We start from the raw sequence: 13,557 nt of genomic DNA on the forward strand, positions 1-13,557 counted from the left end.
GGATTGAAGTGGCCGCCGCAGACGCGCTCGCCAACGTACGCAACATCGGCATCATGGCCCACATCGATGCCGGTAAGACCACTACCACCGAGCGAATCCTGTTCTACACCGGCATCACGTACAAGATCGGTGAGGTCCACGAGGGCGCCGCCGTCATGGACTGGATGGAGCAGGAGCAGGAGCGCGGTATCACCATCACTTCCGCCGCCACCAAGTGCGAGTGGAAGGGCCACACGATCCAGATCATCGACACGCCCGGCCACGTCGACTTCACGGTCGAGGTCGAGCGGTCGCTGCGTGTTCTGGACGGTGCGGTCGCGGTCTACGACGGCGTGGCCGGCGTGGAGCCCCAGACGGAGAACGTCTGGCGGCAGGCGGACAAGTACAACGTCCCCCGGATGTGCTTCGTCAACAAGCTCGACCGGACCGGCGCCGACTTCTTCCGCTGCGTGCAGATGATGATCGACCGGCTCAACGCCACCCCGCTCGTCCTCCAGATCCCGATCGGTGCCGAGTCCGACTTCATCGGCGTGGTCGACCTGGTCGAGATGCGTGCGCTCACCTGGCGCGGCGAGACCCAGAAGGGTGAGGACTACGCGGTCGAGGAGATCCCGGCCGACCTCGCCGACTCGGCCGCCGAGTGGCGCGAGAAGCTGATGGAGACCCTCGCCGACGTCGACGACTCGGTGATGGAGAAGTACCTCGAGGGCGAGGAGATCTCGGTCGACGAGATCAAGGCCGCCATCCGCCGGGCCACCATCGCCGGCAAGGCCAACCCGGTCCTCACCGGTACCGCCTTCAAGAACAAGGGCATCCAGCCGATGCTGGACGCGGTCGTCGCGTACCTGCCCTCGCCGCTGGACATCCCGGCGATCGAGGGTACGGCCACGGACGGCGAGACCCCGCTGCAGCGGAAGCCCTCGATCTCCGAGCCGTTCTCCGGCCTGGCCTTCAAGATCCAGACCGACAAGCACCTCGGCAAGCTGACGTACGTCCGGATCTACTCCGGCACGCTCGAGTCCGGTTCTCAGGTGATCAACTCCACCAAGGACCGCAAGGAGCGGATCGGCAAGATCTACCAGATGCACGCCAACAAGCGGGAGGAGCGCAGCTCCGCCCAGGCCGGCGACATCATCGCGGTGCAGGGTCTGAAGCAGACCACCACCGGTGACACGCTGTGCGACCCGGCGAACCCGGTCATCCTGGAGTCGATGACCTTCCCGGAGCCGGTCATCGAGGTGGCCATCGAGCCGAAGACCAAGGCCGACCAGGAGAAGCTCAGCACCGCCATCCAGCGGCTGGCCGAGGAGGACCCGACCTTCCGCGTCAAGCTGGACGACCAGACCGGTCAGACGGTCATCTCCGGCATGGGCGAGCTTCACCTGGACATCCTGGTCGACCGGATGCGCCGCGAGTTCAACGTCGAGGCGAACATCGGTAAGCCGCAGGTGGCGTACCGCGAGACCATCCGCCGCAAGGTGGAGAAGGTCGAGTACACCCACAAGAAGCAGACCGGTGGTTCCGGCCAGTACGCCCGCGTGATCATCAGCGTGGAGCCGCTGCCGCTGGGCAACGACGCCCCGACGTACGAGTTCGCCAACGCGGTGACCGGTGGCCGCATCCCCCGGGAGTTCATCCCCTCGGTGGACGCGGGCGCGCAGGACGCCATGCAGTACGGCATCCTCGCCGGCTTCCCCCTGGTGGGCGTCAAGCTCACCCTGGTGGACGGCCAGTACCACGAGGTCGACTCGTCGGAGATGGCGTTCAAGATCGCCGGCTCGATGGCGATGAAGGAGGCGGCCCGCAAGGCCGACCCCGCTCTCCTCGAGCCGATGATGGCCGTTGAGGTCACCACTCCTGAGGAGAACATGGGTGACGTCATCGGCGACCTCAACTCCCGGCGTGGCATCATCCAGGCGATGGAGGAGCGCAGCGGCGCTCGCGTCGTCCGGGCTCTGGTGCCGCTGTCGGAGATGTTCGGCTACGTCGGCGACCTGCGGTCGAAGACCCAGGGCCGGGCTAGCTACAGCATGCAGTTCGACTCCTACGCCGAGGTTCCGGCCTCGGTGGCCAAGGAGATCATCGCCAAGTCGACGGGTGAGTGACACTCACCCTCGGCTGATCCGATGACGCGAGGGCGGTCGCGGGAGGGCTCTCCCGCCCGCGGCCACCTCGATCGGGTTGCGTGAGACCGGGCCTGTAGGCTTCATCGCCGCAGAACCCACAAAAGCTCTCCGGCCTTCCGGCCGGAAAGGCTGTCGACAGAGTCCTAAGCGCCGAACGGCGCGCCGGGGCGAACGAACCAAGAAAGTCCACAGGAGGACACCAGTGGCGAAGGCGAAGTTCGAGCGGACTAAGCCGCACGTCAACATCGGCACCATTGGTCACATCGACCACGGTAAGACGACGCTGACGGCGGCCATCACCAAGGTCCTGCACGACCAGTACCCGGACCTGAACCCGTACACGCCGTTCGACGAGATCGACAAGGCGCCGGAGGAGAAGGCCCGCGGCATCACGATCTCCATCGCGCACGTCGAGTACCAGACCGAGGCGCGTCACTACGCGCACGTCGACTGCCCCGGTCACGCCGACTACATCAAGAACATGATCACCGGTGCCGCGCAGATGGACGGCGCGATCCTGGTGGTGGCGGCGACCGACGGCCCGATGCCGCAGACCCGCGAGCACGTGCTGCTGGCCCGTCAGGTCGGTGTGCCGTACATCGTCGTGGCGCTCAACAAGAGCGACATGGTCGACGACGAGGAGCTCCTGGAGCTCGTCGAGCTCGAGGTCCGTGAGCTGCTCTCCTCGCAGGAGTACCCGGGTGACGACCTGCCGGTCGTCCGGGTCTCGGCGCTGAAGGCCCTGGAGGGCGACCCGGAGTGGACCGGGAAGCTCCTGGACCTGATGAACGCCGTGGACACCGCGATCCCGCAGCCGGAGCGCGAGACCGAGAAGCCGTTCCTCATGCCCATCGAGGACGTCTTCACGATCACCGGTCGCGGCACCGTGGTCACCGGTCGCGCCGAGCGCGGCATCCTCAAGCCGAACGAGGAGGTGGAGATCGTCGGCATCCGTGAGAAGTCGATGAAGACCACCTGCACCGGCATCGAGATGTTCCGCAAGCTGCTCGACGAGGCCCGCGCGGGTGAGAACGTCGGTCTGCTGCTGCGCGGCATCAAGCGCGAGGACGTCGAGCGCGGCATGGTCGTCATCAAGCCGGGCACCACGACCCCGCACACGGAGTTCGAGGCGACGGTCTACATCCTCTCCAAGGAGGAGGGCGGCCGGCACACCCCGTTCTTCCAGAACTACCGCCCGCAGTTCTACTTCCGGACCACGGACGTCACCGGCGTCGTCACGCTGCCCGAGGGCACCGAGATGGTCATGCCGGGCGACAACACCTCGATGACGGTGAAGCTGATTCAGCCCATCGCCATGGAGGAGAACCTGAAGTTCGCGATCCGTGAGGGTGGTCGTACGGTCGGCGCGGGTCGCGTCACCAAGATCATCAAGTGAGCTGGGTAACCCCGATTAGCGTTGCCGCCGGACGTGCGGCATACTAGTCAGGTTGCGTAACGACAGTCGGTCACCTGCGTCCGGTTGACGCTGGACCTCCGGGAGTCAGACTGTCTCGCGTAGGGTGGTTGGTCGCCATCGGCGGTCAACCACCCTCGCGCGGCGTCCAGGTCGCGGTCCCCGCGATCGGCGCCATGACCCACCGCGTGGTCAGAGAATCGCTCCGGAGTCCCGGGGCGGAGCCTGGCCCACGGGCGCGACACGCCCGACCGCGGGGGTCGGCGGAAGTGGGCCTGTGCCAGCCGGTACAGGCGCCCGCAACACAGCGGCATCGAGAGAAGGAACAGAAGCCACCATGGCGGGACAGAAGATCCGCATCCGGCTCAAGGCCTATGACCACGAGGTCGTCGACTCCTCGGCTCGGAAGATCGTCGAGACGGTGACGCGTACCGGGGCGCAGGTCGCTGGCCCGGTGCCGCTGCCCACGGAGATCAACCGTTTCTGCGTCATCCGCTCGCCGCACAAGTACAAGGACTCGCGCGAGCACTTCGAGATGCGTACGCACAAGCGTCTGATCGACATCATCGACCCGACCCCGAAGACGGTCGACTCGCTCATGCGCCTCGACCTGCCGGCTGGCGTCGACATCGAGATCAAGCTGTAGGGACCGGACAAATGGACAGGCAAGTCAAGGGGATCCTGGGCGCCAAGCTCGGCATGACCCAGGTCTGGGACAACAACAAGGTTGTGCCCGTGACCGTGGTTCAGGCCGGCCCGTGCGTCGTGAGCCAGGTTCGTAGCGCCGACAAGGACGGCTACTCCGCGGTCCAGCTGGCGTACGGGGTCATCGACCCGCGCAAGGTCAAGAAGCCGCTCGCCGGGCACTACGCCAAGGCGGACATCGCGCCGCGCCGGCACATCGTCGAGCTGCGCACCTCCGACGCCGCGGACTACGCGCCGGGCCAGGAGGTCACGGTCGAGGAGTTCCCGGCCGGCGCCGTGATCGACGTGACCGGCAAGACCAAGGGCAAGGGCTACGCCGGCCCGATGAAGCGGCACGGCTTCCACGGTCTGCGCGCCAGCCACGGTGTCGAGCGCAAGCACCGCTCGCCCGGCTCGATCGGCGCCTGCGCGACCCCGGGTCGCGTCTTCAAGGGCACCCGGATGGCGGGCCGGATGGGTGGCGTGCGCTACACCGTCCAGAACCTGACCGTCCAGGCGGTCGACACCGAGAACAACCTCCTGCTCGTCCGCGGGGCCATTCCGGGCCCGAAGGGCGCGCTGGTCCTGGTCCGCACCGCGGCCAAGGCGAAGGTGAAGAAGGGCGGTGCGGCCAAGTGACCACCGTTGACGTCATCAACGTCGAAGGCGCCAAGAGCGGCTCCGTCGAGCTGCCGGCCGACATCTTCGACGCGCAGGCCAACATCGCCCTGATGCACCAGGTCGTGGTGGCCCAGCTCGCGGCGGCCCGTCAGGGTACGCACAAGACGAAGACCCGCGGCGAGGTCTCCGGTGGAGGCAAGAAGCCGTACAAGCAGAAGGGCACCGGTCGTGCCCGCCAGGGCTCGACCCGCGCGCCGCAGTTCGCCGGCGGTGGCGTGGTCCACGGCCCGGTGCCGCGCGACTACAGCCAGCGCACCCCGAAGAAGATGAAGGCCGCCGCCCTGCGTGGCGCCCTCTCCGACCGGGCCCGCGCCGGGCAGGTGCACGTCGTCGAGGCGTTCGTCTCCGGCGAGAAGCCGTCCACCAAGGCGGCCCTGGCCACGCTGACCAAGCTGACCCAGGCCCGTCGGGTCCTGGTCGTGCTGAGCAGCACCGACGAGCTGAACTGGGTGTCGCTGCGGAACCTGCGCAACGCGCGGGACAGCCGGGTGCACCTGATCGAGGCCGGCCAGCTCAACACCTACGACGTGCTGGTGGCCGACGACGTGGTCTTCACCAAGGAGGCCCTGGACGAGTTCCTGGGCGTTCCCGCCGAGACCACCGAGGAGGATGGCAAGTGAGCACGATCGCCGATCCGCGTGACGTCATCGTCGCGCCGGTCGTCTCGGAGAAGAGCTACAGCGAGCTGAACCGCAACTGGTACACCTTCCTGGTGCACCCGGACGCCAACAAGACCGAGATCAAGATCGCTATCCAGCAGATCTTCAACGTCCGCGTCCTGACGGTCAACACGCTCAACCGCGAGGGCAAGCGCAAGCGGACCCGTACCGGGTTCGGCAAGCGCAAGGACACCAAGCGCGCGATGGTGAAGCTGGCTGACGGTGACCGTATCGAGGCCTTCGGCGGCCCGGTCAGCTGAGGGGTGTAGACAATGGCTATCCGTAAGTACAAGCCGACGACGCCGGGCCGGCGTGGCTCGAGCGTTGCCGACTTCGCCGAGATCACCCGGTCGACGCCCGAGAAGTCGCTGCTGGCTCCGCTGCCGAAGAAGGGCGGACGCAACGCCCACGGCCGGATCACCACGCGGCACCACGGTGGCGGCCACAAGCGCCAGTACCGTCTGATCGACTTCAAGCGGGTCGACAAGGACGGCGTGCCGGCGAAGGTCGCCCACATCGAGTACGACCCGAACCGCACCGCGCGCATCGCGCTGCTGCACTACGCCGACGGCGAGAAGCGCTACATCATCGCGCCGAAGGACCTGAAGCAGGGCGACCGCGTCGAGTCCGGTCCGGGCGCCGACATCAAGCCGGGTAACAACCTGCCGCTGCGCAACATCCCGGTCGGTACCACCATCCACAACGTGGAGCTGCGTCCGGGCGGCGGCGCCAAGCTGGCCCGCTCGGCCGGCGTCGGCATCCAGCTGCTCGGCCGTGAGGGCGCGTACGCGACCCTGCGTATGCCGTCCGGTGAGATCCGGCGTGTGGACGTGCGCTGCCGCGCCAGCATCGGCGAGATCGGCAACGCCGACCAGTCGAACATCAACTGGGGTAAGGCCGGCCGTATGCGGTGGAAGGGCAAGCGCCCGACCGTCCGTGGTGTCGCGATGAACCCGGTCGACCACCCGCACGGTGGTGGTGAGGGTAAGACCTCCGGTGGTCGCCACCCGGTCAACCCGCAGGGTAAGCCCGAGGGCCGCACCCGTCGTAAGGGCCAGCCGAGCGACCGGCTGATCGTCCGCCGCCGCTACGCCACGCGTAAGCGCGGCTGAGGGAGATAAGACATGCCTCGCAGCCTGAAGAAGGGCCCGTTCGTCGACGACCACCTGCTCAAGAAGGTGGAGACGCAGAACGACAAGGGCTCGAAGAACGTCATCAAGACCTGGTCGCGGCGCTCGACGATCATCCCGGAGATGCTGGGTCACACGATCGCCGTGCACGACGGACGCAAGCACGTCCCGGTTTTCGTGACCGAGGCCATGGTCGGGCACAAGCTCGGCGAGTTCGCGCTGACCCGCACGTTCAAGGGTCACGAGAAGGACGACCGGAAGAGCCGCCGGCGCTGACGCCGCGGGCATACGGATAGAGGAACAAGGGGTTACAGCGATGCCAGGAAAGGGCGACGCTCCGGTGCTTCCGGGCGCGCGGGCGGTTGCGCGGCACGTGCGCATCTCGCCGATGAAGGCGCGCCGGGTGGTCAACCTCGTCCGCGGCCTGCCCGCGAAGGAGGCGCTCACGGTGCTGCAGTTCGCGCCGCAGGCTGCGAGCGAGCAGGTGTACAAGGTGCTCGCGAGCGCGATCGCCAACGCGGAGAACAACGAGCGGCTGGACCCCGACGCGCTGCTCGTCAGTGAGGCGTTCGTCGACGAGGGCCCGACCATGAAGCGGTTCCGGCCGCGGGCGCAGGGCCGGGCGTACCGGATTCGCAAGCGCACCTGCCACATCACCGTGGCGGTCGAGGCGGTTGCGCCGGCCGCGCCGAAGAAGTCGGCGAAGAAGGCCGCTCCGGCCAAGCCGGCCACTGAGGAGCAGAGCACGACGGAGGGTGCCGAGTAATGGGTCAGAAGGTTCACCCGACCGGGTTCCGGCTCGGCATCTCGACCGACTGGAAGTCCCGCTGGTTCGCGGACAAGCTCTACAAGGACTACATCGGCGAGGACGTCAAGATCCGCCGGATGATGTCCAAGGGCCTCGAGCGCGCCGGCATCTCCAAGGTCGACATCGAGCGCACCCGGGACCGGGTCCGCGTCGACATCCACACCGCCCGGCCGGGCATCGTCATCGGCCGTAAGGGTGCGGAGGCCGACCGGATCCGCGGCGAGCTGGAGAAGCTCACCGGCAAGCAGGTCCAGCTGAACATCATCGAGGTGAAGAACCCCGAGTCGGACGCACAGCTGGTCGCCCAGGGCGTCGCCGAGCAGCTGTCCAGCCGGGTCAGCTTCCGCCGGGCCATGCGCAAGGCGATGCAGTCCGCCATGAAGAACCCCGCCTGCAAGGGCATCCGGGTTCAGGTCTCGGGCCGTCTGGGCGGCGCCGAGATGAGCCGGACCGAGTTCTACCGCGAGGGCCGGGTTCCGCTGCACACGCTGCGGGCCAACATCGAGTACGGCTTCTTCGAGGCCCGTACCACCTTCGGCCGGATCGGCGTGAAGGTCTGGATCTACAAGGGCGACGCCGTCCCGGGTCGCGAGGCCCCGGCCGAGGCCGCCCCGTCGCGCGGCCCGCGCCGTGACCGTGGCGACCGGCCGGACCGGCCGCGCCGTGGCCGCTCGGGCTCGTCCGGTACGACCGCCGGTGGCACCGAGGCCGGCCGGGCTGCCGCGACCACCATCGCGCAGCAGGCGGAGACGCCGGCCGGTGACCCGGTCGACGCCGGCGCCGTGGCGGCAGCCGCGACCCAGCCGGCAGAACAGCAGCAGGAGGGCTGACAGATGCTGATGCCGCGCAAGCCCCCGAAGGGCTTCCGCAAGCCGCACCACCCGGACCGCAGTGGCGCGTCCAAGGGTGGTAACCGGGTGGTGTTCGGCGAGTTCGGGATCCAGGCTCTCGAGCCGGCGTACGTGACCAACCGCCAGATCGAGTCGGCGCGTATCGCGATGACCCGCCACATCAAGCGTGGCGGCAAGGTCTGGATCACGATCTTCCCGGACCAGGCCCTCACCAAGAAGCCGGCCGAGACCCGGATGGGTTCCGGTAAGGGTTCGCCCGAGTGGTGGGTCGCCAACGTGAAGCCGGGGCGGGTCCTCTTCGAGATGTCCTTCCCCAACGAGCAGATCGCGCGAGAGGCGATGCGTCGCGCGATCCACAAGCTCCCGATGAAGTGCCGCATTGTTACGCGCGAAGTGGGTGAATCCTGATGGCAGCGGGCGTCAAGCCCTCCGAGCTGCGTGAGCTCTCCGAGGAGGAGCTGGTCACGAAGTTGCGCGAGGCGAAGGCGGAGCTGTTCAACCTCCGCGTGCAGGCCGCAACCGGGCAGCTGGACAACAACCGGCGGCTGCAGGTCATCCGTCGGGAGATCGCCCGGATCTACACGATCATGCGTGAGCGTGAGCTGGGTCTCTCGGCCGCGCCGACTGAGGTGACTGCATCATGAGTGAGAACACCACCGCCCCCGCGCGGTCCCGCCGCAAGGTCCGCGAGGGCCTCGTGGTCAGCGACAAGATGGACAAGACCGTCGTGGTCGAGGTCGAGGACCGCGTCAAGCACGCGCTGTACGGCAAGATCATGCGCCGTACGCGCAAGCTGAAGGTGCACGACGAGCAGAACTCGGCCGGCATCGGCGACCGGGTCCTGATCATGGAGACCCGGCCGCTGTCCGCCACCAAGCGCTGGCGGCTCGTGGAGATCCTCGAGAAGGCCAAGTAGCGAAGGCTCGAGCTCGGCCGGGTCTCGGTCGGGCGCAGGTTCCGCCAGGCTCCGGCCGCCCCGAGCGGCCGGAGAACCGGCAGACATAGGAGATAGACGTGATTCAGCAGGAGTCGCGACTGCGCGTCGCCGACAACACGGGTGCCCGGGAGATCCTGTGCATCCGGGTGCTCGGCGGCTCCGGTCGGCGCTACGCGAGCATCGGCGACGTCATCGTGGCGACCGTCAAGGACGCGATCCCCGGTGCCGGTGTGAAGAAGGGCGACGTCGTCAAGGCCGTCGTCGTTCGGACCGCCAAGGAGAAGCGGCGGCCGGACGGGTCGTACATCCGCTTCGACGAGAACGCCGCCGTCATCATCAAGGACGGTGGGGACCCGCGCGGTACCCGCATCTTCGGCCCGGTGGGCCGGGAGCTGCGGGACAAGCGGTTCATGAAGATCATCTCTCTCGCGCCGGAGGTGTTGTGACCGTGAAGGTCAAGAAGGGCGACACGGTCGTCGTCATCGCCGGCAAGGACAAGGGTGCCAAGGGCAAGGTCATCGCGGCCTACCCGCGGCAGGACAAGGTCCTGGTCGAGGGCGTGAACCGGGTCAAGAAGCACACCCGTATCAGCACCACCCAGCGTGGCGCCAAGACCGGTGGCATCGTCACCCAGGAGGCCCCGATCCACGTCTCGAACGTGATGGTCCTGGACTCCGACGGCAAGCCGACCCGCGTCGGCTACCGGATCGACGACAACGGCCAGAAGGTCCGCATCGCGCGTAGCACCGGTAAGGACCTCTGATGACCACGGCTACCGAAACCAAGACCCTGCCGCGCCTCAAGGAGCGGTACCGCAACGAGGTGGTGGCCGAGCTGCAGAAGCAGTTCGAGTTCGCCAACCCGATGCAGGTGCCGCGGCTGGTCAAGATCGTCGTCAACATGGGTGTCGGCGAGGCTGCTCGCGACGCCAAGCTGATCGACGGGGCCGTCCGCGACCTGGCCACCATCACCGGCCAGAAGCCGCAGGTCCGGCGGGCCACCAAGTCCATCGCGCAGTTCAAGCTCCGCGAGGGCATGCCGATCGGCGCGAAGGTCACCCTTCGCGGCGACCGGATGTGGGAGTTCCTGGACCGGCTGCTCTCGATCGCGCTGCCGCGTATCCGTGACTTCCGCGGCCTGGACGGGCGCAAGCTCGACGGGCACGGCAACTACACGTTCGGCCTGACCGAGCAGTCGGTGTTCCACGAGATCGATCAGGACAAGATCGATCGCCAGCGGGGCATGGACATCACGGTGGTCACGACCGCCACGACCGACGACGAGGGCCGGGCGCTGCTCAAGCTCCTGGGCTTCCCGTTCAAGGAGAACTGAGATGGCCAAGAAGGCGCTGATCCTCAAGGCGGCCGCGAAGCCGAAGTTCTCGGTTCGCGCGTACACCCGCTGCCAGCGGTGCGGGCGTCCGAAGGCGGTCTACCGCAAGTTCGGTCTCTGCCGGGTGTGCATCCGGGAGATGGCCCACCGCGGTGAGCTGCCCGGCGTGTCCAAGGCTTCCTGGTAATAGCCCGGCGCGCTCCGGCGCGTCAGCTGAACTGTCTCTTCGCCGTAGGCCCCGGGCCCGGCCCGGGGAACCCCGGCGAGAAAGGTTGACGAGTTTTCATGACGATGACCGACCCGATCGCAGACATGCTCACGCGTCTGCGTAACGCCAACCAGGCGTACCACGACCGGGTGACGATGCCCTACTCGAAGATCAAGGCGAACATCGCCGAGGTCCTCAAGGCCGAGGGTTACATCGCCACCTGGTCGGTCGAGGAGCCCGAGGAGGGCGCCGTCGGCAAGCGACTGGTCGTCGAGCTGAAGTACGGCCAGAACCGCGAGCGGAGCCTGGCCGGCATCAAGCGCGTGTCCAAGCCCGGTCTCCGGGTGTACGCCAAGTCGGACGGGCTCCCGCGGGTGCTCGGCGGGCTGGGCGTGGCGATCATTTCGACGTCCCAGGGGCTGCTCACCGACCGGCAGGCCCGCAAGCGGAGCGTTGGCGGGGAAGTCCTCGCCTTCGTCTGGTAACGGGAGACAGGTAGAAATGTCGCGTATTGGACGTAAGTCGATCCCGGTGCCTGCCGGCGTCGACATCACGATCGACGGCCGGACCGTCAAGGTCAAGGGCCCCAAGGGCGAACTGAGCCACGTGCTCGCCGAGCCGATCACGGCGGAGCGGGGCGAGGACGGCGAGCTGCACGTCAACCGGCCCAACGACGAGCGCAAGGCCAAGGAGCTGCACGGCCTGAGCCGTACGCTGGTGGCCAACATGATCGTCGGTGTCACCGAGGGCTACCGCAAGAGCCTGGAGATCGCCGGCACCGGTTACCGCGTGACCGCCAAGGGCAAGGACCTGGAGTTCGCGCTCGGGTTCTCGCACCCGGTCCTGGTGCAGGCGCCGGACGGCATCACCTTCACGGTCGAGAAGCCGACGCTGTTCCACGTGGCCGGCATCGACAAGCAGCAGGTCGGCGAGGTCGCCGCCAACATCCGGAAGATCCGTCCGCCGGAGCCCTACAAGGGCAAGGGCGTGAAGTACCAGGGCGAGGTCATCCGCCGCAAGGCTGGAAAGGCAGGTAAGAAGTGAGCGCCACGCTGCTCAAGCGCCGCCGCGGCGTCGCCGCCAAGCGTGCCGTCGGGCGTGCGCGTCGGCACTTCCGGGTCCGCAAGAACGTCAGCGGCACCGCCGAGCGTCCCCGCCTGGTCGTCACCCGCTCCCTGCGCCACGTGGTGGCCCAGGTCGTGGACGACACCAAGGGTCACACCCTGGCGTCGGCCTCGACCATGGACGCCTCGCTGCGCGGCGCCGAGGGCGACAAGAGCGCCCTGGCCGGCAAGGTCGGCGCCCTGCTCGCCGAGCGTGCCAAGGCCGCCGGCGTCTCGAAGGTCGTCTTCGACCGCGGTGGCAACCGGTACGCGGGGCGTGTCGCCGCGCTTGCCGACGCCGCCCGCGAAGCCGGGCTCGAGTTCTAGAAACCCCGTCACGAGAGAGAAGGAAGGCTGCTGATGCCAGGTCAACAGCGCCGTGGCGGCGGGTCCGGTGGCAACGAGGGTGGTCGCCGCGACAACCGCCGTGAGGGCGGCCGCGGAAACGCGCCCGTCGAGAAGACCCCGCACCTCGAGCGGGTCGTCGCGATCAACCGCGTCGCCAAGGTCGTGAAGGGTGGTCGTCGCTTCAGCTTCACCGCCCTGGTGATCGTGGGCGACGGCGACGGCACCGTCGGTGTGGGCTACGGAAAGGCCAAGGAGGTGCCCGCGGCGATCGCCAAGGGTGTCGAGGAGGCCAAGAAGCACTTCTTCAAGGTGCCGCGCATCGGCGCCTCGATCCCGCACCCGGTGCAGGGCGAGGACGCGGCCGGTGTGGTGCTGCTCAAGCCGGCCTCCGCCGGTACGGGTGTCATCGCCGGTGGTCCGGTGCGTGCCGTGCTGGAGTGCGCGGGCATCCACGACGTGCTCTCCAAGAGCCTCGGCTCGTCCAACCCGATCAACATCGTGCACGCCACGGTGGCGGCCCTGAAGGGGCTCGAGTCCCCGGAGCAGGTCGCGGCCCGTCGTGGTCTGCCGGTCGAGGACGTCGCGCCGGCCGCCATGCTGGCGTCGCGGGCGGGGGTGGCGTCCTGATGGCACGCCTGAAGGTCACCCAGGTCCGGTCCGAGATCGGGACCAAGAAGAACCAGCGTGACTCGCTGCGTTCGCTCGGTCTCAAGCGGATCAACGACGTGGTGGTCAAGGAGGACCGGCCGGAGATCCGCGGCATGATCTTCACGGTCAACCACCTCGTGAAGGTCGAGGAGGTCGAGTAATGACGATCAAGGTGCACCACCTGCGTCCGGCTCCGGGTGCCAAGACCGACAAGACCCGCGTGGGTCGCGGTGAGGGCTCGAAGGGCAAGACCGCCGGTCGCGGTACCAAGGGTTCGAAGGCCCGGAAGAACATCTCGCCGGCGTTCGAGGGTGGGCAGATGCCCATCCACATGCGCCTGCCGAAGATGAAGGGCTTCAAGAACAAGTTCAAGGTCGTGTTCCAGGTGGTCAACCTGGACCGGCTGGCCGAGCTGTTCCCGAACGGCGGCCAGGTCGGCCCGGTCGAGCTGGTCGAGGCCGGCGCGGTCCGCAAGGGTCACCCGGTCAAGGTGCTCGGCACCGGCGACCTCGGTGGCGTGTCTCTCCAGGTCTCGGCGCACGCGTTCAGCGCGTCGGCCAAGGAGAAGATCACCGCCGCCGGTGGCTCGGTCACCGAGCTGTAAGGCGATGTCCACGGCGCCCGCTCA

Annotated in this window: 23 protein-coding genes; all 23 read left to right on the forward strand. The window is 67.8% G+C overall.

Annotated features, from left to right (window positions below):
- Positions 1 to 8: 8 nt before the first annotated feature.
- The 23 genes from fusA to rplO all read left to right on the forward strand — a co-directional run bounded on the left by fusA (position 9) and on the right by rplO (position 13,533).
- Entirely contained in the window at positions 9 to 2,105 is a 2,097-nt protein-coding gene (gene fusA / locus V6U82_RS11050; RefSeq protein ID WP_334460849.1) for an elongation factor G, read from the forward strand.
- A 223-nt stretch (positions 2,106 to 2,328) separates the two neighbouring features.
- Positions 2,329 to 3,522 carry an elongation factor Tu gene (gene tuf / locus V6U82_RS11055; protein WP_013288635.1) on the forward strand — a complete coding sequence of 398 codons (1,194 nt, stop codon included), beginning with the start codon at positions 2,329 to 2,331 and terminating at the stop codon, positions 3,520 to 3,522.
- A 355-nt stretch (positions 3,523 to 3,877) separates the two neighbouring features.
- Complete coding sequence (gene rpsJ / locus V6U82_RS11060; RefSeq protein WP_007073037.1) at positions 3,878 to 4,186, forward strand: 30S ribosomal protein S10; 309 nt, start codon at positions 3,878 to 3,880, stop codon at positions 4,184 to 4,186.
- A gap of 11 nt (positions 4,187 to 4,197) precedes the next feature.
- Entirely contained in the window at positions 4,198 to 4,863 is a 666-nt protein-coding gene (gene rplC, locus V6U82_RS11065; protein WP_334460850.1) for a 50S ribosomal protein L3, read from the forward strand.
- The gene (rplD, locus tag V6U82_RS11070) at positions 4,860 to 5,525 is read left to right on the forward strand and encodes a 50S ribosomal protein L4 (protein ID WP_013288633.1); all 666 of its coding nucleotides are present in this window, start codon (positions 4,860 to 4,862) and stop codon (positions 5,523 to 5,525) included. The genes rplC and rplD overlap by 4 nt, the downstream gene beginning before the upstream one ends.
- On the forward strand, positions 5,522 to 5,824 hold the full coding sequence (gene rplW / locus V6U82_RS11075; RefSeq protein ID WP_013288632.1) for a 50S ribosomal protein L23: 303 nt from the start codon (positions 5,522 to 5,524) through the stop codon (positions 5,822 to 5,824). The genes rplD and rplW overlap by 4 nt, the downstream gene beginning before the upstream one ends.
- Positions 5,825 to 5,836: 12 nt before the next feature.
- The gene (gene rplB, locus V6U82_RS11080; RefSeq protein ID WP_013288631.1) at positions 5,837 to 6,676 is read left to right on the forward strand and encodes a 50S ribosomal protein L2; all 840 of its coding nucleotides are present in this window, start codon (positions 5,837 to 5,839) and stop codon (positions 6,674 to 6,676) included.
- 12 nt (positions 6,677 to 6,688) lie between these two features.
- Complete coding sequence (gene rpsS, locus V6U82_RS11085) at positions 6,689 to 6,970, forward strand: 30S ribosomal protein S19 (RefSeq protein WP_007073032.1); 282 nt, start codon at positions 6,689 to 6,691, stop codon at positions 6,968 to 6,970.
- A gap of 40 nt (positions 6,971 to 7,010) precedes the next feature.
- Positions 7,011 to 7,460, forward strand: coding sequence for a 50S ribosomal protein L22 (rplV, locus tag V6U82_RS11090; RefSeq protein WP_128137687.1), 450 nt, complete (start codon positions 7,011 to 7,013; stop codon positions 7,458 to 7,460).
- A complete protein-coding gene (rpsC, locus tag V6U82_RS11095; protein ID WP_318335719.1) occupies positions 7,460 to 8,332 on the forward strand; it encodes a 30S ribosomal protein S3 in 873 nt (290 codons plus the stop codon). Before rplV ends, rpsC begins: the two co-directional genes overlap by 1 nt.
- A gap of 3 nt (positions 8,333 to 8,335) precedes the next feature.
- The gene (gene rplP, locus V6U82_RS11100; RefSeq protein ID WP_007465292.1) at positions 8,336 to 8,761 is read left to right on the forward strand and encodes a 50S ribosomal protein L16; all 426 of its coding nucleotides are present in this window, start codon (positions 8,336 to 8,338) and stop codon (positions 8,759 to 8,761) included.
- Complete coding sequence (gene rpmC, locus V6U82_RS11105; RefSeq protein WP_013288628.1) at positions 8,761 to 8,997, forward strand: 50S ribosomal protein L29; 237 nt, start codon at positions 8,761 to 8,763, stop codon at positions 8,995 to 8,997. Before rplP ends, rpmC begins: the two co-directional genes overlap by 1 nt.
- A complete protein-coding gene (gene rpsQ / locus V6U82_RS11110) occupies positions 8,994 to 9,269 on the forward strand; it encodes a 30S ribosomal protein S17 (RefSeq protein WP_128137051.1) in 276 nt (91 codons plus the stop codon). Before rpmC ends, rpsQ begins: the two co-directional genes overlap by 4 nt.
- 98 nt (positions 9,270 to 9,367) lie before the next feature.
- A complete protein-coding gene (gene rplN, locus V6U82_RS11115; RefSeq protein WP_007073026.1) occupies positions 9,368 to 9,736 on the forward strand; it encodes a 50S ribosomal protein L14 in 369 nt (122 codons plus the stop codon).
- Positions 9,733 to 10,053 carry a 50S ribosomal protein L24 gene (gene rplX, locus V6U82_RS11120; protein ID WP_013288626.1) on the forward strand — a complete coding sequence of 107 codons (321 nt, stop codon included), beginning with the start codon at positions 9,733 to 9,735 and terminating at the stop codon, positions 10,051 to 10,053. Before rplN ends, rplX begins: the two co-directional genes overlap by 4 nt.
- Entirely contained in the window at positions 10,053 to 10,622 is a 570-nt protein-coding gene (rplE, locus tag V6U82_RS11125; protein ID WP_018784556.1) for a 50S ribosomal protein L5, read from the forward strand. The genes rplX and rplE overlap by 1 nt, the downstream gene beginning before the upstream one ends.
- Position 10,623: 1 nt before the next feature.
- Positions 10,624 to 10,809 (forward strand): type Z 30S ribosomal protein S14, encoded by a 186-nt coding sequence (locus V6U82_RS11130; protein WP_007073023.1) that lies wholly within the window; start codon positions 10,624 to 10,626, stop codon positions 10,807 to 10,809.
- A 98-nt stretch (positions 10,810 to 10,907) separates the two neighbouring features.
- Complete coding sequence (gene rpsH / locus V6U82_RS11135) at positions 10,908 to 11,315, forward strand: 30S ribosomal protein S8 (RefSeq protein WP_013288624.1); 408 nt, start codon at positions 10,908 to 10,910, stop codon at positions 11,313 to 11,315.
- Positions 11,316 to 11,331: 16 nt separating this feature from the next.
- Positions 11,332 to 11,874, forward strand: coding sequence for a 50S ribosomal protein L6 (gene rplF, locus V6U82_RS11140; RefSeq protein WP_073828942.1), 543 nt, complete (start codon positions 11,332 to 11,334; stop codon positions 11,872 to 11,874).
- Positions 11,871 to 12,260, forward strand: coding sequence for a 50S ribosomal protein L18 (gene rplR, locus V6U82_RS11145; protein WP_013288622.1), 390 nt, complete (start codon positions 11,871 to 11,873; stop codon positions 12,258 to 12,260). The genes rplF and rplR overlap by 4 nt, the downstream gene beginning before the upstream one ends.
- 33 nt (positions 12,261 to 12,293) lie before the next feature.
- Positions 12,294 to 12,908: a 30S ribosomal protein S5 gene (gene rpsE, locus V6U82_RS11150; RefSeq protein WP_088987583.1), complete on the forward strand. Its 615-nt coding sequence runs from the start codon at positions 12,294 to 12,296 to the stop codon at positions 12,906 to 12,908.
- Positions 12,908 to 13,090 carry a 50S ribosomal protein L30 gene (gene rpmD / locus V6U82_RS11155; RefSeq protein ID WP_013473693.1) on the forward strand — a complete coding sequence of 61 codons (183 nt, stop codon included), beginning with the start codon at positions 12,908 to 12,910 and terminating at the stop codon, positions 13,088 to 13,090. Before rpsE ends, rpmD begins: the two co-directional genes overlap by 1 nt.
- A complete protein-coding gene (rplO, locus tag V6U82_RS11160; protein ID WP_018784561.1) occupies positions 13,090 to 13,533 on the forward strand; it encodes a 50S ribosomal protein L15 in 444 nt (147 codons plus the stop codon). Before rpmD ends, rplO begins: the two co-directional genes overlap by 1 nt.
- The last annotated feature ends 24 nt before the right edge of the window (positions 13,534 to 13,557 follow it).

It is taken from the genome of Micromonospora sp. CPCC 205554 (assembly GCF_036902745.1).
In the GTDB taxonomy this organism is placed as follows: Bacteria; Actinomycetota; Actinomycetes; order Mycobacteriales; family Micromonosporaceae; genus Micromonospora; species Micromonospora tulbaghiae.